Consider the following 19,119-nt stretch of genomic DNA (forward strand, 5'->3'; position numbering starts at 1 on the left):
AAACCAGTTGCACTGGGTGCTGGATGTGAGTTTAGGTGAGGATGCGTGCCAGATATACCGTGGTAATGCAGCGACTAATCTTGCCACGATGCGACACTTTGGTTTGAATATGTTACGCGCTGAGAAGCGAAAAATGAGTATCAGAAGAAAGCAGCGTCAGGCATTGATGAATGAGGCTTATTTGGATGCGGTGCTTGAAGCCGGCATGAGTGTGGTTATTAAATGACCACTCGTAATCTCACCCTGAACATAGCCCCTGTATCAAATCCAAAAAGCTGCTGGCAACGACTGTTAGTAAAAACGATTAACCCCTGCTGGTCGACAATCAACATGGCCTCAGGCGCAGCCTCAAGCACGGCATTTGACCAAGCCGCCGCCGAAAACTGCTCAGTAACATCGGTAAATAACATTTCCACCGACATTAACTCACCAGTATCTGATAATAATGGCTGCATAAAGACATCGAGCCTTCTTAAATACCCTTTTTCATCCAGCATTTCCACTTGATGCGAAGGCACATTCTGGCCCTTTAAGGCTAAATCGGTATATTCCCAATTCTTCTCATTGAGGGGATTAGCCGAGAAGAGCCTTTGATATTTGCGCTTGAGCAAATCAGGGGAGATCCCCAGCACCTTAGTTACCCCCTCACTGACCTGGGCGAGTTGGCCATTAGGTTCGAGGGAACAATAGAAAGATTTATCACTCATACCATCAATTAGGCGCGCAAAGCGATTACCGCGGGAATCAAGAATGGCTTGTTCACGTTCTGCAAGTAATTCCGCCATTTGATTGAAGGTATTACTCAGCGTCACAATCTCACTTACGGCACCTTTAGGAACAATAAGCTGCTGAGTTTTACCCTGTCCAAAGGACAAGATACCCGACTCGAGTAGCTCTAACGGCCGGGTTAACCGTTTCGCCGCCAGATAACAAGTCAGCAATAATAAGAGGGTTAATAAGCTTAAATTGAGGATGATAGATGCCAGATCATCAAGCAGAGAGTTGAATAAATCTTGTTCTGGCGCTAATACAATCACACGCCACTTTAAATGCGGTACAGTCGCAATACTCGCAAGATAAACAACATCTTGGTTATCGACAAACCTTGCTTGACCATCAAGCCTTTTATCCTGTAGCGTCCAAAAATCGGCATTTTTATCTTTATTCTTATCGAGCCACTGGGCTGAAGTCGTTGCCAGTACTTTTTCTTTATCTATATGATAAATCAGCCGCCCTTGATCGTCTAAAACCACCAGACGATTTGGTGCAATCCCCAATTGTTTTGGCAATCCATCTAAGGCTAAATCAACCGTCGCAACCCCAAAATAATTACCTACCGCACCAAAAGGAGCCGAATAGGTCACCATCAGAATATTCCCCGCCCCCTCATCAAAGTATGCCTTTGACCAATAACCGTTCGCTTGATTGATAGCCTTGCTCCACCAATCCCAAGTGCCATCGGTATAGTCGTAGCCTTCAGCGCCAATATCGAGATAATGGAGATCGTCGCTGCCACTGGTGTCGCGGTAAACATAGGGAGAAAAGAGCTTGCGATTAGGAAAGGTGTTCGGTTTAAATGCGACTGCGGAGCCAAAAAAATCAGGATTACGTTTGACTCGATTCATCAAGACACTTTTAACACTCTCAGTGTCATTCATGTCTTCTTTACTTGACAAAAAACCAATAAAATCAGCAAGACCTTGGGTGTTGGCCTGCGCATGCTCGAGCAGAAACTGCAGACGAGAAGCCGAATGACTCGCCTCTTGTGTCAGGCTATGGTAAAGCCGATTCTCTGAGGAGATATAACTAAACCAAGCGTTTACACCATAGACACTCGCCATAATTAAAATGAGAGGCAAGGCTATGTGGGATAAAATCCTACTGCGAAAAGTACGAAGTTTACTTTTTTCCATGGTGTCGCCCTAAAGCCCCCGATTTTATAAGCACTGCATTTAAAAATAGCACTTATAAAGTAAACGAAGAATTTAGTGGCGACAATGTCAAAGTTAAAATAATGTGAAGTAATTTATTGTTTTAACAATACTAATAAGCCGTCTCTAATAAGCCGTCTCTAAGGTTTGATTAGGTAAGATACGAGCAAAATAGCTTTGGGTTTCGGCGATAATGATATGCCTCAAGCCCACAATGGCGATCAAGTTAGGGATAGCCATCAAACCATTAACCGTATCGGCCAACAACCAAATCACATCCAGTTTGATAAAAGCACCACCGGCAATCAGCACCAAAAACACCACTTGATACATGCGTAATCCGCGCTCACCGACTAAGTAATACCAACAGCGTTCACCATAATAATGCCAGCCCAAAATCGTTGTAAACGCAAAACACACTAGCGCAATCGTCACCAAATACTGACCCACTAGCGCTGAGCCTCCCAGAGCAAAAGCTGCACTCGTCATCGCAGCACCTGCCGTCTCACCACTCCATACCCCAGTGATGATCAGCACTAACCCCGTCATAGTGCAAATGATAATAGTATCGAAGAAAGTACCCGTCATACTGACGAGACCTTGCTCAACGGGTTCATTGGTCTTAGCGGCAGCGGCGGCAATGGGTGCACTACCTAATCCAGATTCGTTCGAGAACACACCGCGGGCAATACCGATTTGAATCGCCTGCGCGACTGTCGCCCCTAAAAATCCCCCCGCAGCTGAGAGTGGCGTAAAGGCAGATTCAATCACTAAAGCTAAGGCGGGTAAAATCTGCTCGGAAAAACCGACTAAGATCCACACGCAGGCCAGCACATAACCAATCGACATCGCAGGCACAAGTTTTTGCGCCACATTTGAAATGCGCTTTACGCCACCCAAAGTGACTGCGGCAACTAACACAGTCAACACAGTTGCAGTCAACCAAGTCGGCACCTCAAAGGCAATCGTCAGTGCATCGCTGATGGCGTTAACCTGTGCAAAAGTACCGATACCGAAAAAGGCCACACCAACCCCAAAGAGAGCAAACAATTTCGCCATCCAAGGCAGACCAAGGCCGCGCTCGATATAATACATAGGGCCACCCGCAATCTGCCCACGAGCATCGGTGGTACGGTACTTTACCGCGAGCATACACTCGGCATATTTAGTCGCCATGCCGAAAAATGCCGCCAACCACATCCAAAATAACGCCCCAGGGCCACCCATTTTTATTGCCGTCGCCACGCCAACAATATTACCGGTACCGATAGTGGCGGACAGCGCCGTACAAAGCGCGGCAAAGGAAGATAAATCCCCATGACCTTTGGCAGGTTTAAACAACAATCCCATCGCCATCGGCAGACGAAATACTTGGATAAGCTTGAGACGCACAGTAAGGTAAACCCCGGTACCCACCAGCAAACAAAGGGTAATTGGGCCCCAGACGATGCCATTAATACTGGCAAGTAAAGCTTGAAAACTCATGATATTCCTCGAATATTAAACAACAAAATTAATAAACGGAGGAGGAAAAGAAATGGCTGTGACGCGCCGCAGTCGGACGCTATTGCAAACTATTTTGACCTAATCTCGGCCGAGAATCGCCTAAGCTGAACGCTAAAAGCGTAGCAAGCGAGAGCTCTACACGAGTGCTTTCAATAAGAGCAAAAGTACTCCATCTCAAGCAAAAGAGTAAAAATAGCCCACGACGACAAACGACAGGGACTGTGCAGTCATCCTCTCCTCTGTCCTTTTGCCTGAGCGTTTCGCGTCGCAGGTTATACAATAACACCACGACACTTTCGCCTTCGGCGCCACCTGATTGCACAATGAGTGCAACTGGTAGTCTCTCCAGAGGCTCGTCCAGTAACAGTCCACGCCTATCGGCACCTGAAAGAGTGCTTTGTTTTTATAAGAAGACTCGCTTCTGTAAAACCAAAGTTGCCTCGTCGGTGTGGGGTCAATTCCCCACTCTCCTGCTACCTTCATCCGAACGGATTGTTAGATTGAGATTGACTCCCAAGCTAACAGGACGCACAGAATGCAACAAATGCGGCGTCAGCTCAAGCCGTTTGCTCACAGTTCGCGGAGGATTTAATCCAGTTGACTATTTTTACACCAAATGACGATTTATGTTTTGTTACTCAGTGGATGATCCTATTACAAGAAAAATCAGTATCTATCTGAATAGAAAATGCTTTATCTTGAACATAGAATGGCAATGCTAAATTGCGGCCACTAAGTAAGTTGCCGCCGCAGTTTGAAACACTGCTTACCACACCCGCCGCCAATGAATATAAAGGAGTTGCTCAATGGCCGACGTCGCTAAGCTTAACCAAGTAACCAAAGGCTTTCGTGATGGTGAGCAATATCATCAAGTACTGCAAGCGGTTAATCTACAGATCCACAGAGGTGAAACCGTGGCGCTTACAGGTCCCAGCGGTAGCGGCAAAAGCACCTTACTCAACCTGATCGCCGGTTTTGAAATGCCAGACTCGGGTGAAATCTTGCTAGAACAAGCGTCCACCTCAACTTGGCAAGACAAAGATTGGAGCCGTTTCAGACGTAATTCCTTAGGTGTCGTGTTTCAGCAATTTAACTTACTCACGCCACTCAACGTGAAAGACAATATCGCCTTCTCCTTAAGTTTAACCGCGCAGCCATGGTCGCCTTGGTGTGACTATCTGGTTGAAAAACTTGGGCTGATGCCACTACTTCATCGGCAAGTTGAAGCACTTTCAGGCGGTCAACAACAGCGTGTCGCCATCGCCCGCGCCTTAGCCCATAAACCGACCTTGCTACTGGCCGACGAACCTACGGGTAACTTAGATGATGTGTCAGGCAAACAAGTGATGGCACTACTGTGTGAACTGGCACGGGAAAGCCAAACTAGTATCTTGATGGTCACCCACAGCGAAGAATGCGCCGCCTTTATGCAAAAACGTTGGCATTTATCCCAAGGTGCAGTCGCTATCTATGAACAATAAACGGCTCACTAAGGCGACTCCCACAGCGCTTAAGCAAACAGAACTTAAACAGACTGGACTTAAGCAAACTTGGCTTAGGCTGACGTGGCTCAGCCTAAAAGTGTTTATCGCCCATTATCGCCATGCGCCCATACAAGCAGGTGCCATTCTGCTCGGTATCGCATTAGCTGTGACTCTGCTTATTGGGGTTAAAGCAACCAACGACAATGCCGTGCGCAGCTATAGCGAGGCGACTGAGTTACTGAGCCAACGCGCCGATGTGCTACTCACGCCGCCCCTAGGACAAAACACTTTAGATGAATCTGTCTATTTCGCCTTGAGACGAGCCGGATTAAGTCAGAGTCTCGCCGTCATGAGTGGCAAAATCTCCGGTAAAAACGGTCAGTTCTGGCAACTGGAAGGCAGCGATTTGGTCGCCGCATTAACACTACAAAAATCGAGACGTAACGCCTCGACCGACACACCATCAGCTACCTCGCCACAGATGAATGACTTACCGCTTGCCGATCTCCTCAACGGCGCAGCCACAGTAATCATGAGCCGCAGCCTAGCTGCCAAAGTGGCACCAGAAGGTAAACTTGTTTTAGAAAATAGCACCTTAGATGTCATTGCAATTGATGACAGTTTTGGTCTCGGCAGCGCCATCTTAGCCGATATGTCCCTCGCCCAGCGATTACTAAACATGCAAGGCAGATTGAGCTATATCGCCATGTTCAGTGAACGAGAAAACCTACCTAAATTAAAATCCCAACTCGACGCTTTAGGGATTACGCCGCAAAAGGCCAGCTTTAGCCAACAGGATCAAGGCCAAGCGCTGATAGCGCTGACCCGCAGTTTTCACCTTAATCTTAATGCTATGAGCATGTTAGCCTTCGTTGTCGGCCTCTTTATCGCCTATAACGGTGTGCGCTACAGCCTAATGAAACGGCAAAAACTGTTAGTGCAATTATTGCAACAGGGAATCGAGCGCCGCGCCTTGATGACGGCACTGATGTTCGAATTAATTTTGTTAGTAGTCATAGGTTCAAGTCTGGGCTTTATCAGTGGTTTGCAACTCAGCCACTGGCTGCAACCTATGGTCGCCATGACCTTAGAGCAAATGTATGGCGCCCACTTGCTCCCCGGTATTTGGCAATGGACTTGGCTTTTTGAGGCAATTGCCCTCACCTTAATTGCCGCGCTCGCCGCTTGCTTGCCCTTGTATTTAGATCTTACGCGCCAAGCACTTGCACAAGGGGCGAATCGTTATCAGCAAATGCAGGCACACCGCAAAACCCATAGCATTCAATTTGCCTTAGCCTGTGGCTTATTGACCTTAGCGGCGTTGCTGTTTCCCTTCAGCCAAAGCTATAACATCAGCTTAGTGTTACTCGGTATCGTCGCTATCGCTATTCCCTTATTGTTGCCGCAATTATTGCATTGGGGCGTCAGTGCGTTAATGCCCTTGGCACGTCCTGGATTATGGCAATATCTGCTCGCCGAAACCCGTGAGCTTATCGCACCGCTGTCCCTTGCTATGATGGCGATCTTACTGGCGCTCAGTGCCAATGTGTCAATGAACACCCTCGTGGGAAGCTTCGAGCAAACCCTGCGAACTTGGCTAGAAACTCGCTTGCATGCCGATCTCTATATCCGCCCACCGAGCCAGCGTATCGACACGATTCAAACCCAATTGATGCACGATCCTAGAGTCAGCGGTCTTTATCAGCAGTGGCAGATTGAAGCCCAGCTTTCACTGCCAGTTTCGACGGATAATCCGAGCGAGCAGACGATTCCGGTGAGCCTACTCAGCCGCGATGAATTTTCGACTCGGCACACCAGTGCGCTTAAGGAAAGCCTGCCCACATTGTGGCAATCCTACTTTAATGCACCCGTTGTATTGGTGAGCGAACCTCTTGCCATCAAATACCAATTACAGCTTGGTGATACTGTGTCATTGGATGTGCTTGAGAAAACAGGTAACAGCAAAGCCATTATTGGCGGCATTTATTATGACCACGGCAATACCCGAAACGAGGTCATTATCAGCCAGCCACTTTGGCAACGGGCCCAGTTACCTGTACTGCCAGTCAGTTTAGCGGCGAGTTTTCACGGTAAAGAGCAAGGCAGTAGGATAAGTGAAGCGCAGCTTGATCAACTACAAGTCCAACTGGCGACTGAGTTAGGTTTATCCCAAGCACAAATCTACAGCCAAACTAAGATTAAAACCCAAGCTATCGCTATGTTTAAACGCACTTTTTCCATTACCTTAGTGCTGAATAGTTTAACCTTGATTGTCGCCGCGATTGGCCTCTTTAGTGCCTGCTTAATGTTGACTCAGGCAAGGCAAGCGCCACTGGCACGGCTGTATTCCCTCGGCGTCAGTCGTAATGCTCTGCGCGGCATGGTGTTTATGCAGATGCTGATTGTGGTGCTGATCACTTGCCTGCTCGCTATGCCAACGGGCGCGCTGCTAGGTTATCTGCTTATTAATAAGATCACCTTGCAAGCCTTTGGCTGGACGATAAAAATGGTTTGGGATTGGCAAGCTTACGGCCATGCAATACTGATTGCCTTAACCACTTGCACCTTAGCCGTACTCTTACCGCTGTATTGGCAAACCCGTAAACCACTGGTCGCCAGTCTGCAGCAGGAGACACTGTGATGAAAACACTCAGTATTGTATGGGCAGTGGTTGGGTTAATGCTTATCGGCGGCTGTGACAAAACGCCATCGACTCAAAGCACTCAATCTAAATCCATGGCCAATGTGGTAGGGAAAAACTCGAATAATCAAGATGATTTAGCTTTTACGCCTGTTGTTCCCGGCTATAGATTTGAATTTCCGCGGGATCACTTAGCACATAACAGTTTTCGCCAAGAATGGTGGTATCTAACCGCGAATTTGACCACAGAAAAAGGTGAGCAACTCGGCGCCCAGTGGACGCAGTTTAGAGTCGCCCTGAAACCCACAACTCTGCAAACAATCGCTCCACAAACAACAGTTCCGCAAGGAACAGATGTGATAGCTAAAAGTGAATCCACTTGGGCGACTCAGCAACTTTACTTAGCCCACAGTGCATTAACCTCGAATAATGCTCACTTGGCCCACGAAAAGTGGTCACGCCGTCATAGCGAGTTTGCCGAGGTGAAATTAGATCCCTATCAAATACGCCTCGACAACTGGCAATGGCAGAGCGAAACCAATGCACTCTTTCCCGCCACCTTAACGGTGGAGAATCCTGATTTCAGCTACCGACTTAAGCTGAATAGCCAAGCGCCACTGCAATACCAAGGCGTTAACGGCTATAGCCTTAAAAGCCGCGACGGCCAAGTAGCCTCTTACTACTACAGCCAACCCTTTATTGAAATTTCAGGTGAAATCAACCGCAATGGCAAAGTGGAGCAAGTCACAGGCCAAGGTTGGCTCGACAGGGAATGGAGCTCGCAATTTCTCACTAAAACGCAACAGGGCTGGGATTGGTTCGCGCTGAGGTTAAATGATGGCTCGACGCTAATGTTGTTTCAGCTACGGGATCAGTCTCCGGCAGAGTCCGCAAAGAATGCACCTATCTCAGCATTTTATAGCGCCAGAAGAATGTTTGCCGATGGCACTGGGCGCAACATCAATTCCACTGACAATCCCAATGACATTCAGATGACGCCTCTTAAATGGCAACACACAGTCAATGGCGACTATCCCGTTAGCTGGCAAGTCAAAATCCCCAGCGAAAATATCGATCTCACTATCACCCCGCTCAATGCCAATAGCGCTATGCCATTATCAACGCCCTACTGGGAAGGCCCAGTGCAACTCTCTGGCAGCCATACAGGTACGGGTTATATGGAGCTAACGGGCTATTAACGTCTTATGTATACTAAACAATGTGAATATAACTAATTGTTCCTAAATATGTTCTATCGCAGGATTTTGCAAGCATGAACGTCAGCTATTGCTCTTACCCAGAAATTTTATAAACACCTATAATTGGTAAAAAAGTATAGGATTCCTATCTACACACTTGTGCTTCCGTTAATGTTCACGGGTTCCAGATATGCACAATAGTATTCTCCATAAATGTACTCCTCACTATGTCCTAGTGAGGACAGTGCTAACCGCTTAAATATCAAACTGGGAGTTAGATCACTCGCAAAACTTTGATCCGGATCGACTATCGCTTTCAATACCTCTTGTGAGGTATACCCACATTTTTTATCAGGTCTAGACTCGCCAGTATCAGCACTCGGTTACCCTCCTTTTTAATCTTAAGTAACCGAGTTTACGCTACTACAGGTCATCCAATATGAGTCAGGAATACCACGTCACCAGCCTTGTGGTGCATGCCACGCCTAAAGCCTTACAGCAGGTTGAAGCCAATATCCGCGCATTAGTGGGTACTGATATTCATGCAATTACACCCGAAGGAAAATTGGTCGTTACCCTAGAAGGGAGTAGCCAAAGAGCGATTCTTGACAATATTGAAGCCATCAATGCCCTGTCCGGCGTGTTATCTGCCAGCTTGATTTACCACCAAGTAGAACCCTTAGTACAAGAGAGTGAGGAAATATTATGAGCATAAGCCGCCGCGAGTTTCTCAAGGCCAACGCAGCGGTTGCCGCTGCGACGGCCGTTGGTGTCACACTTCCCATTAAGATGGTCGAAGCCGCCGAACAAGCTGACAGTATCAAGTGGGATAAAGCTCCCTGCCGTTTCTGCGGTGTGGGGTGTAGCGTATTAGTGGGCACCCAAGCGGGCAAAGTGGTCGCCACTAAGGGCGATCCTGAAAGTCCAGTCAACCGTGGCCTTAACTGTATTAAAGGTTATTTCCTATCAAAAATCATGTACGGCAAGGACAGATTAACCACGCCATTGCTGCGGATGAAAGACGGCAAATACCATAAAGAAGGTGAGTTCACCCCAGTCAGCTGGGATGTGGCCTTCGATACTATGGCCGCGAAATGGAAACACAGTCTCGCCACCAAAGGCCCGACGTCGGTAGGTATGTTTGGCTCTGGTCAATGGACTATTTGGGAAGGTTATGCCGCCTCTAAACTTCATAAAGCAGGCTTCCTTACCAACAATATAGATCCTAATGCGCGCCACTGCATGGCCTCAGCCGTAGGCGGCTTTATGCGCACCTTCGGTATCGATGAGCCCATGGGTTGTTATGACGATTTAGAAGCCGCCGATCAGTTTGTGCTCTGGGGCGCAAACATGGCTGAGATGCACCCAATTCTGTGGGCAAGAATATCCGATAGACGTTTAAGCAGTCCAACGTGCCGAGTGCATGTGCTGTCAACCTTTGAGAATCGCAGCTTCGATTTGGCCGATAACCCTATGGTGTTCCGCCCACAGTCGGACTTAGTGATCCTCAACTATATCGCCAATTACATTATTAAAAATAAAGCCGTTAATACCGACTTTGTTACCAAACACACTAAGTTTGCCCTTGGGGTAGATGATATCGGCTATGGCCTGCGTCCAGATCATCCATTAGAGAAAAAAGCTAAAAATCCAGGCAATGGTAAATCCACGCCCATTAGCTTTGACGAGTATGCCAAGTTTGTCAGCACTTATACGCTGGAATATGCCGCCAAGATGAGTGGCGTCGAGCCAGAGAAGCTGGAGATTTTAGCCAAAGCCTATGCCGACCCTAACGTTAAAGTCATGAGTCTGTGGACCATGGGCATTAACCAACACGTTCGCGGCGTGTGGGCGAACAACATGCTTTACAACATCCATTTGCTCACGGGCAAAATTGCCACTCCGGGTAACAGTCCTTTCTCATTAACAGGTCAACCTTCGGCTTGCGGTACTGCACGTGAAGTCGGTACTTTCGCCCACCGTTTACCCGCCGATATGGAAGTCACTAACGACAAGCACCGCGCCATTACCGAAAAGCTATGGCAAGTGCCTGAAGGGACCATTCCCGCCAAACCTGGCTATCATGCCGTACTCCAGAGCCGTATGCTCAAAGATGGCAAGCTCAACTGCTACTGGACCATGTGTACCAATAATATGCAGGCAGGCCCCAACATCAACGATGAAATCTATCCAGGTTTCCGTAATCCAGAAAACTTTATCGTAGTTTCAGATCCCTACCCAACCATCACAGCTATGGCGGCAGATTTAATTTTGCCAACGGCAATGTGGGTTGAAAAAGAAGGAGCTTACGGCAATGCCGAGCGCCGTACTCATATGTGGCATCAGCAAGTAAAAGCCCCAGAAGGCGCAACCTCAGATCTGTGGCAACTAGTCGAATTTTCGAAACGATTCAAAGTCTCCGAAGTCTGGCCAGCCGAACTGATAGCCAAACAACCGGAATACGCGGATAAAACCTTATATGAAGTGCTATTTGCCAATGGCGTGATCGACAAGTTCCCAACTTCCGATTGCAAAGCCGAATTAAACGATGAGAGCGAACACTTCGGTTTCTACCTGCAAAAAGGTATTTTCGAAGAATATGCAGCTTTCGGTCGTGGCCATGGCCACGATTTAGCCGACTTTGACCGTTACCACGAAACCCGCGGCCTACGCTGGCCAGTCGTTAATGGCAAAGAAACGCTGCGCCGTTTCGTTGAGGGGAGCGATCCTTATGTCAAAGCGGGTGAAGGCTTTAAATTCTATGGCAAGCCAGATGGCAAAGCGGTGATTTTCGCCCTGCCCTATGAACCCGCCGCCGAAGAGCCGAATGAAGAATACGATTTGTGGATGTCGACTGGCCGCGTGCTGGAACATTGGCACACAGGCTCGATGACCGCACGCGTACCAGAGCTTTACCGTGCCTACCCCGACGCGCAGATTTTCATGCATCCAGAAGATGCGAAAGCTCGCGGCGTACAACGTGGTGACGAAGTCATAGTGGCCTCACCGCGCGGTGAAGTGAAAACCCGAGTTGAAACCAAAGGCCGTAACAAACCGCCACGCGGCGTAGTATTTATGCCTTTCTTCGATGCGCGCCAGTTAGTCAACAAACTGATATTGGATGCGACCGATCCCCTGTCAAAAGAAACTGACTTTAAAAAATGCCCAGTGAAAGTCTTCAAGGCGGAGAATAACCAATGAGAAAAATACTCACCTTAACTGCGTTACTCGTCGCCATTACCGGCTGTTCAGGCCAGCAAACCGACACCAACGTAGCACCAGTTAATATTCAATCCCTCGCAGGAAACATGGCGATCACCGACATTCGCCCAGCCGATGCTATGGCGATTTATCCTAGTCGCGGCTCCGCCATTGAGCGCAGTTTTAGCGAGCAACCCCCGCTCATCCCACATAAGGACGATTACAAGATCACCTTAGATAAAAATGGCTGTTTAAGCTGCCATAGTTGGGACAAGGCAAAACGCATGAAAGCCACACCAGTAGCTAAGTCCCACGTGATTGATGATAAAGGCACAGTTAACGGACATAACTATGCCTGTACTCAATGCCATGTCGCTCAGGCCGAAAACAAGCAACCACTCGTCGAGAATCAATTCTCCGGCAAGTAAATCTCCATCCCCTGCAAAGCCAAGCCACCCGAATTGATTAGGGTGGCTTTTTGCTATTTAAGCGTCCTATCCTAATGAGTTGGCTTAGAGCCAGTAATGAGTATTCAAGTAAATATAAGACTAAACGTCTATCGCTGGTTCAGCGTCCGTTGCTGAACAGTACTTTCACCAAGGAAGGGATTGAGCAGAAGTTAAAAAGGCAAAGTGAGAATCGAGGGAAATAAAAATAAGAGCAGAATCTAAAACACAGAAAAGTAAAAACCCAGCCTAGGCTGGGTTTACTTGTTGTTTTGCTTTATGCAAATCACCCGCTGGAGCCGTTTTAGTTACTTGCGCCGCTTTAGCGTTTTGCACATCTTTTGCCACAGGCATAGCCGCCTGCCACAAAGCACCTACCCACAGACTTGAACTTGATTTCATCGGTATTCCCCTGTTTTGTTAACAAGGTCAAAGTAATACTTAGGCTATCATTAGTAAAATGAATAAATTCCATAATATGGATTCCATTTGAGCATGAACATCCCAATCAAGACCTTACAGTGTTTTCTGACCTTAGTGGAAACTGAAAACTTTACCCGCGCCGCGCAGAAATGTTTTATCACCCAGCCGACACTAAGCAAAATAATCCAGAGACTTGAAGAAAGCCTTGGTGAAACCTTGCTGATCCGGAATAACCAAAAGGTTGAGTTAACTCAAGCTGGTCAGCTCTTTGAGCACAGTGCACGGGAAATCCTCGGCCAATGGCATAGGCTGCAGGAGGACATGAGTAACCTTAGCGGTCTTAAATCGGGGCGGTTGCGACTGGGTGTATGTCCTATGATGAGCAGTCTTATTATTGGTTTGCTCACTAGCTATCGTAAGCGTTATCCGGGAGTTGAACTACACATGTATGAGTACGGTGGATTCGGCTGCGAACAAGCATTGCTCAATAACAGTCTCGATATCGCCTTTACCGCGCTCCCCACGACCCATGAGACAGAACTCGTCAACCAACCCCTAACTAAGTACCCTTTACTCGCATGCCTGCCTGAAGGACATCCCTTAGCCGAGAAAGACCACTTAAAATGGCAGGACTTCCAGCCCTATCCTTTTATCCTCTATAACGAAGACTTCTCCCTCGCTAAACTGATTAATCGCCTCAGTCGCAAAGCAGGTGTTCAACTCAATATTGCCTTTCGCAGCGGCCAGTGGGATTTCCTCGCCGCCATGGTCGAAGCCGATATGGGCGTCGCTATTTTACCTGAGCCTATCTGCAATCGATTAAGCACCAGCAAACTGGTCTTTAAACCTATGCAGCCCGCAATGACATGGGATCTGGCGCTTATTTGGCGCCAAAGTTTACCTTTAACACCGGCGGCCAAGGCCTTGCTTGAATTGAGTAAACAAAAAACTGAACGCTGAGAAGATAAAGCAAGAACTAATACCAATCACATTATTTTAAACAACGGGATACGAAACTTCGTCAGCCGTAGCGGGTGATTACAGTTGGATCTCTCCCATAAAAAAACCGCTGCGAGCCTAGAGGCCGACAGCGGTTTTTAAGGTAAGTTAAGAATTACTTCTTAGCTTCAGCAGCCTTACGTTCTTTAACTTGAGCAACAACTTTCTCAGCTACGCTAGCTGGACATTGGCTGTAGTGTGAGAACTCCATAGAGAACTGACCACGACCAGAAGTCATTGTACGTAAAGTACCGATATAACCGAACATTTCTGATAAAGGTACGTCAGCTTTAACGCGAACACCTGTTACACCAGCAACTTGGTCTTTGATCATGCCGCGACGACGGTTTAAGTCACCGATCACATCACCCACGTTGTCATCAGGGCTGAACACGTCAACTTTCATGATTGGCTCAAGAAGTTGTGGTTTAGCTTTAGCGATAGACTGACGGAAAGCGCCTTTAGCAGCGATTTCGAACGCGATTGCTGATGAGTCAACTGCGTGGAATGCACCGTCAGTTAATTCGAACTCAACGTCTAACACTGGGAAGCCAGCGATAGTACCTGTGTTCATCATGCTCGCGAAACCTTTCTCAACTGCTGGCCAGAATTCCTTCGGAACGCTACCACCAACAACTGAAGATTTGAACACGAAACCAGTGTTTGGCTCACCTGGGCGGATGATATATTCGATCTTACCGAATTGACCAGAACCACCTGATTGTTTCTTGTGAGTGTATTGATCTTCAACCATTTGAGTAATGGTTTCACGGTAAGCAACTTGTGGCTCACCTACGATCAATTCAACACCATAAGTACGCTTCAGAATGTCTACTTTGATATCTAAGTGAAGTTCGCCCATACCTTTAAGGATGGTTTCACCTGAATCTTCGTCAGTTTCTACGCGGAATGATGGATCTTCAGCGATCATCTTACCGATTGCGATACCCATTTTCTCAGAACCGCCTTTATCTTTTGGCGCTACTGCGATAGAGATAACTGGCTCTGGGAACACCATAGCTTCTAAGGTAACTGGGTGTTTCACGTCACATAAAGTGTGACCAGTTTGAACGTTCTTCATACCCACGATAGCGATAATGTCGCCAGCTTGAGCAGATTCAATTTCAATACGGTCATCAGCTAGCATTTCACACATACGGCCGATACGTTCAGTCTTGCCAGTCGCGCTGTTCAGGATGGTATCACCCTTCTTCAGACGGCCTGAGTAGATACGTACGAAAGTCAGGGCACCGAAACGGTCATCCATGATTTTGAACGCTAACGCTTTTAATGGCTCATCAGCAGAAACGATAGCGAATTCGCCGGTTTCGTTGCCTTCTTCGTCAGTCAATGGTTGTGGATCAACTTCGTCTGGTGCTGGTAAATAATCAACAACAGCATCAAGAACCAGTTGCATACCTTTGTTCTTGAACGCAGAACCACAGTATGTTGGGAAGAAAGCCATAGTACGAGTACCTTTGCGGATACAACGCTTGATGTCTTCGATAGATGGCTCTTCGCCTTCCATGTACGCTTCCATCACAGCATCGTCTTGCTCAACGGCAGTTTCGATCAGCATTTCACGGTATTCTTCAACCATGTCAACCATGTCAGCAGGTACATCTTGGATATTAAAGTTTTCTGGTAAACCAGACTCATCCCACACGTATGCTTTACGAGATAACAGATCAACAACACCAGTGAATTCGTCTTCAACACCGATTGGCAGAACCATAACCAGTGGAGTAGCAGCTAATACGTCTTTAGTTTGCTTAACTACGCGTAAGAAGTCAGCACCCATACGGTCTAACTTGTTTACGAAGATAATACGCGCAACTTCAGATTCGTTCGCATAGCGCCAGTTAGTTTCTGATTGAGGCTCAACACCGCCTGAACCACAGAATACACCGATACCGCCATCAAGCACTTTCAGAGAACGATAAACTTCAACGGTGAAGTCAACGTGTCCTGGAGTGTCGATAACGTTGAAACGGTGATCTCTCCAGAAGCAACTTACAGCAGCAGACTGAATAGTAATACCGCGCTCAGCTTCCTGTACCATGAAGTCAGTGGTAGATTCGCCATCGTGAGTCTCACCGGCTTTATGGATTCTTCCTGTTAACTTAAGGATACGCTCGGTGGTCGTGGTTTTACCCGCGTCAACGTGAGCGAAGATACCAATGTTTCTGTATTTGGATAATTCGGTCATGATTCAACTTTAATGAGTAGTTTAAGAAGTAGACGGAGTATGCGACAAACACCGACACACCGCACATCAGATTATTTTAGGCGCATATTGTAAATTGGAACCCTGCTCGGCGCAAATGGCTAGAGTACTTTTTCACGATAAAGTCGCGTAATAATTTAGGTAAATAGCCATAAACACGAACTAAAACAGATAAGTAAAACACTTTAGCTTATTTTTCACTCAATCAATAAAAAACCTTAAATAAACCTCATTTTAATGGGATAAGGCGATTTTCAAGGGATTTCTATCGTATCGTCAGTACAAACATCAAACATTAACCTGCAAGCATGGATGCTAGAACAATCATGTTATACCTATCTCCAAAATAGAGATGACATCCGCAACTCACTTCAATCGCAGTCTTTTAGCCAAATAACCACAAATCAGTCTTGAGTAAACCCTTACGTGTCGATGCACATTTGATTACGCCCTTGTGCTTTAGCACGATAAAGGGCTCGATCTGCCCGCTCAAAACACAATTGTATAGGTTCGTTTTCTGCGAGCTTAGCGACACCAAAACTACAAGTTAAGTGAACATTGTCAGTAAATTGATAATTGTTAATCCTCTGCGCAATCCGCACACACAAGCTTTCAACTAATGGCAATGATGACTGTTGACAGAGGATCACAAATTCTTCGCCACCCCAACGTGCGACCACATCAGAATCACGCACACAGTGCTGTAATACCTGTGACACTTGCTCAAGGATCCGATCACCGACGTTATGCCCTAGCGTGTCATTAATCTCTTTAAAGTAGTCGATATCAATCATTACAAGACACATGCCTGCCCCAGCGGATTTATCATGCTGCTCATTATTAATAAAAAGGCGATTAAAGTAATGTCGGTTATACAATTTAGTTAATGGGTCGTGGGTAGATAAAAATTCGAGTTCGGCATTTGACGCTTCAAGCTGTTCGCGTAAAGTTTCCAACTGCTTATTCTTATCGGTTAATCTTCGATTATATTGACTCATAAAGTAAGTTCTCGCCCCCAACATTAGGAGCAACAGACACGTCGCGCAGATAATTTGATACACAAGCGAATAGTTAGTCTCATCTATCACAGTCACATTATTCCACTTCTGATAAATCGTGATCCGCTCTTGCTCACTCACAGTGTTTAAGGCTTTATTTATCACAGGTAACAAGGACTCTTGACCATAAGCGACCCCCATCCGTAACTCATCTTCCGGCCCGCCCCAACCCGCAATTTTTAAATGTTCAAATCCCATTTGTTGAATGTAAGCGTTAACCGAAAACATTGACCCAACAAACAGATCTGCACGTTTATCCAGAACCGACTGCAATCCCGCAGGTTCACTGGCAACAGTAAGCATCTCTATCTGAGGATAATAATGCTGAATATACTCAGCTAAACGATAACCTTTGGGCACGGCTAAAATACGCGTATTGATATTCTCCAATCCTTGCAGAAAAGGCTGTTCTTTAAGTGAAACAAGCACATTGGGTGAGCGGAAATAGACATCACTGAAGTGCAGATAAGTCTCGCGTATTAGCGTTTTATTCAACATAGGGGTTAAATCGCACTGACCACTTTGCAAAAAAGATAAAGTTTCGGTCCAAGAAGATGTCGGCACTAGCTGAAACTTAAGGGAAGAATGTGACTCAACATGACGAATATAGTCCGATGAAATCCCCAGATGTTTACCTTCTCGTATTCCTTCATAGGGCAGCCAATCAGGATCAACGCAATAACGGACTATAACAGCTGACTTGACGCTAACATCTTGATCCGCAAGTTTAGTACTAGACACCAGGAAACGATCAGCATTCACCAGTACTGGCATACACAGCAATAGCGACAATAACCTCAATAAGCCACGCAATTCCATTGAAATTTCAACCTAAAAGCTGATGCTAGATGGGGAATGTAAAAAAAGTGTATACGTGAAAACCACACAATACCAATTCCCATCATTGCTTATACGAAACGCTCGTTTGTCCATTGTGTCTTAACGCCTTCGTACATCAGCAAAACTTATCTTCATAAGGTGATCAGTTGATGGAAAAGAACGTTGCTAACATTCACTCAGTCTGAGTTTGGTATCACATTTTAAAAAGCCAATATTTATCGCTTGTTTCATCAGGGCTATCCTAAATAACCACCCTTACTCGCCATCCAAAGCCATCATAGCGCCTTTTGCAAACCGCGATTATATACAGTGGCACCTCGCCTTAATTTCTGCAGCTACGTTCTTTGGCCGCTATACCGCGATCATGATGGACTGTGCGGGGGCATCAAACAAAGATGGCAGAAGATTTTATAATCTGAGATAAAGCTGCCACCTTATTCTCCGGAACTGAATCTGACAGAACAGTTGTAGCGGATATTAATAGAATTGATATAAAGCCAAATGGTGCAATTATTGGTGTCGTGGAAGGTAAAAAGGGATTATCGAGAGAAAAAAGGAGGAAAACTGACTAATTGAATAGACACTAGGCTGGATTTAACAAATTGCAGACGCAAAAAAGCCAGCTTATTCAGCTGGCTTCGTTACATCTCAATGAGATAATTAGGCGCTTGGCGATGACCTACTCTCACATGGGGAGACCCCACACTACCATCGGCGCGTTTGCGTTTCACTTCTGAGTTCGGGATGGGATCAGGTGGTTCCACAAGGCTATTGTCACCAAGCAAATTCTGTTTATTACCGTGTCCATCACTGGACCACGTTAATAATAATTCGGAAAGCTGATTTTCTGTTGAGTCTTTAACTTTATCAAGTGTCGATATTCTGTCTAAGGCTTTTCGTACGACCTCCATGGAWGGAGGAAGTGCTAGAAAATGTCTGGAACATTTTCAGTAAAACCCATCTGGGTTGTATGGTTAAGCCTCTCGAGTCATTAGTACATGTTAGCTCAACGCCTCACAACGCTTACACACCATGCCTATCAACGTCCTAGTCTCGAACGGCTCTTTAGAGGAATTAAATTCCTAGGGATGACTCATCTTAGGGCTCGCTTCCCGCTTAGATGCTTTCAGCGGTTATCGATTCCGAACGTAGCTACCGGGCAAT

12 protein-coding genes, 2 rRNA genes, 2 pseudogenes and 1 riboswitch are annotated in these 19,119 nt (G+C 46.5%); of the genes and pseudogenes, 9 read left to right on the top strand and 7 right to left on the bottom strand.

All coding sequences use genetic code 11. The annotated features are described in order from the left end of the window. A pseudogene (locus L5M18_RS20670) lies at nucleotides 1-226 on the top strand (ISAs1 family transposase); the annotation flags it as partial. On the opposite strand, the gene L5M18_RS20675 reads toward L5M18_RS20670, so the two are convergent. Beyond that, nucleotides 219-1,913: a PAS domain-containing protein gene (locus L5M18_RS20675; RefSeq protein ID WP_263198453.1), complete on the bottom strand. Its 1,695-nt coding sequence runs from the start codon at nucleotides 1,911-1,913 to the stop codon at nucleotides 219-221. The pseudogene L5M18_RS20670 and the gene L5M18_RS20675 sit on opposite strands and share 8 nt — an antisense overlap. A 144-nt stretch (nucleotides 1,914-2,057) precedes the next feature. Beyond that, entirely contained in the window at nucleotides 2,058-3,416 is a 1,359-nt protein-coding gene (locus tag L5M18_RS20680) for an alanine/glycine:cation symporter family protein (protein WP_105251512.1), read from the bottom strand. A 250-nt stretch (nucleotides 3,417-3,666) separates the two neighbouring features. After that, a riboswitch (glycine riboswitch) is annotated at nucleotides 3,667-3,796 on the bottom strand. A gap of 447 nt (nucleotides 3,797-4,243) precedes the next feature. Here L5M18_RS20680 and L5M18_RS20685 point away from each other — a divergent pair. From L5M18_RS20685 to napB, 6 genes are all read left to right on the top strand, one after another. After that, on the top strand, nucleotides 4,244-4,918 hold the full coding sequence (locus L5M18_RS20685) for an ABC transporter ATP-binding protein (RefSeq protein WP_263198454.1): 675 nt from the start codon (nucleotides 4,244-4,246) through the stop codon (nucleotides 4,916-4,918). After that, nucleotides 4,908-7,562, top strand: coding sequence for an ABC transporter permease (locus L5M18_RS20690; protein ID WP_263198455.1), 2,655 nt, complete (start codon nucleotides 4,908-4,910; stop codon nucleotides 7,560-7,562). Before L5M18_RS20685 ends, L5M18_RS20690 begins: the two co-directional genes overlap by 11 nt. Further along, nucleotides 7,562-8,761 (top strand): lipocalin-like domain-containing protein, encoded by a 1,200-nt coding sequence (locus L5M18_RS20695; protein WP_263198457.1) that lies wholly within the window; start codon nucleotides 7,562-7,564, stop codon nucleotides 8,759-8,761. Before L5M18_RS20690 ends, L5M18_RS20695 begins: the two co-directional genes overlap by 1 nt. Nucleotides 8,762-9,200: 439 nt before the next feature. Next, the gene (locus L5M18_RS20700; protein WP_198572888.1) at nucleotides 9,201-9,470 is read left to right on the top strand and encodes a chaperone NapD; all 270 of its coding nucleotides are present in this window, start codon (nucleotides 9,201-9,203) and stop codon (nucleotides 9,468-9,470) included. Beyond that, nucleotides 9,467-11,962 (top strand): nitrate reductase catalytic subunit NapA, encoded by a 2,496-nt coding sequence (gene napA / locus L5M18_RS20705; RefSeq protein ID WP_263198459.1) that lies wholly within the window; start codon nucleotides 9,467-9,469, stop codon nucleotides 11,960-11,962. Before L5M18_RS20700 ends, napA begins: the two co-directional genes overlap by 4 nt. After that, on the top strand, nucleotides 11,959-12,390 hold the full coding sequence (napB, locus tag L5M18_RS20710) for a nitrate reductase cytochrome c-type subunit NapB (protein WP_263172570.1): 432 nt from the start codon (nucleotides 11,959-11,961) through the stop codon (nucleotides 12,388-12,390). Before napA ends, napB begins: the two co-directional genes overlap by 4 nt. A 267-nt stretch (nucleotides 12,391-12,657) precedes the next feature. Here napB and L5M18_RS20715 read toward each other — a convergent pair whose 3' ends face one another. Beyond that, nucleotides 12,658-12,810, bottom strand: coding sequence for a hypothetical protein (locus L5M18_RS20715; RefSeq protein WP_081729124.1), 153 nt, complete (start codon nucleotides 12,808-12,810; stop codon nucleotides 12,658-12,660). Between the two features lie 93 nt (nucleotides 12,811-12,903). On the opposite strand from L5M18_RS20715, the gene L5M18_RS20720 reads away from it, so the two are divergent. Then, nucleotides 12,904-13,791, top strand: a complete 888-nt coding sequence (locus tag L5M18_RS20720; RefSeq protein WP_105251505.1) for a LysR family transcriptional regulator — start codon at nucleotides 12,904-12,906, stop codon at nucleotides 13,789-13,791. A gap of 154 nt (nucleotides 13,792-13,945) precedes the next feature. Here L5M18_RS20720 and fusA read toward each other — a convergent pair whose 3' ends face one another. Then, the gene (gene fusA / locus L5M18_RS20725; RefSeq protein ID WP_226060464.1) at nucleotides 13,946-16,039 is read right to left on the bottom strand and encodes an elongation factor G; all 2,094 of its coding nucleotides are present in this window, start codon (nucleotides 16,037-16,039) and stop codon (nucleotides 13,946-13,948) included. A gap of 440 nt (nucleotides 16,040-16,479) precedes the next feature. Next, complete coding sequence (locus L5M18_RS20730) at nucleotides 16,480-17,934, bottom strand: diguanylate cyclase (RefSeq protein ID WP_263198462.1); 1,455 nt, start codon at nucleotides 17,932-17,934, stop codon at nucleotides 16,480-16,482. A 286-nt stretch (nucleotides 17,935-18,220) separates the two neighbouring features. On the opposite strand from L5M18_RS20730, the pseudogene L5M18_RS23530 reads away from it, so the two are divergent. Then, nucleotides 18,221-18,423 (top strand): annotated as a pseudogene (locus L5M18_RS23530) (IS630 family transposase); the annotation flags it as partial. A 198-nt stretch (nucleotides 18,424-18,621) separates the two neighbouring features. Here the strand turns inward: L5M18_RS23530 and rrf are convergent. Then, nucleotides 18,622-18,737 (bottom strand): 5S ribosomal RNA (gene rrf / locus L5M18_RS20735). A gap of 188 nt (nucleotides 18,738-18,925) precedes the next feature. Then, nucleotides 18,926-19,119 (bottom strand): 23S ribosomal RNA (locus tag L5M18_RS20740); the annotation flags it as partial.

This window comes from Shewanella sp. SM20 (genome assembly GCF_025654545.1).
Classification (GTDB): Bacteria; Pseudomonadota; Gammaproteobacteria; order Enterobacterales; family Shewanellaceae; genus Shewanella; species Shewanella oncorhynchi.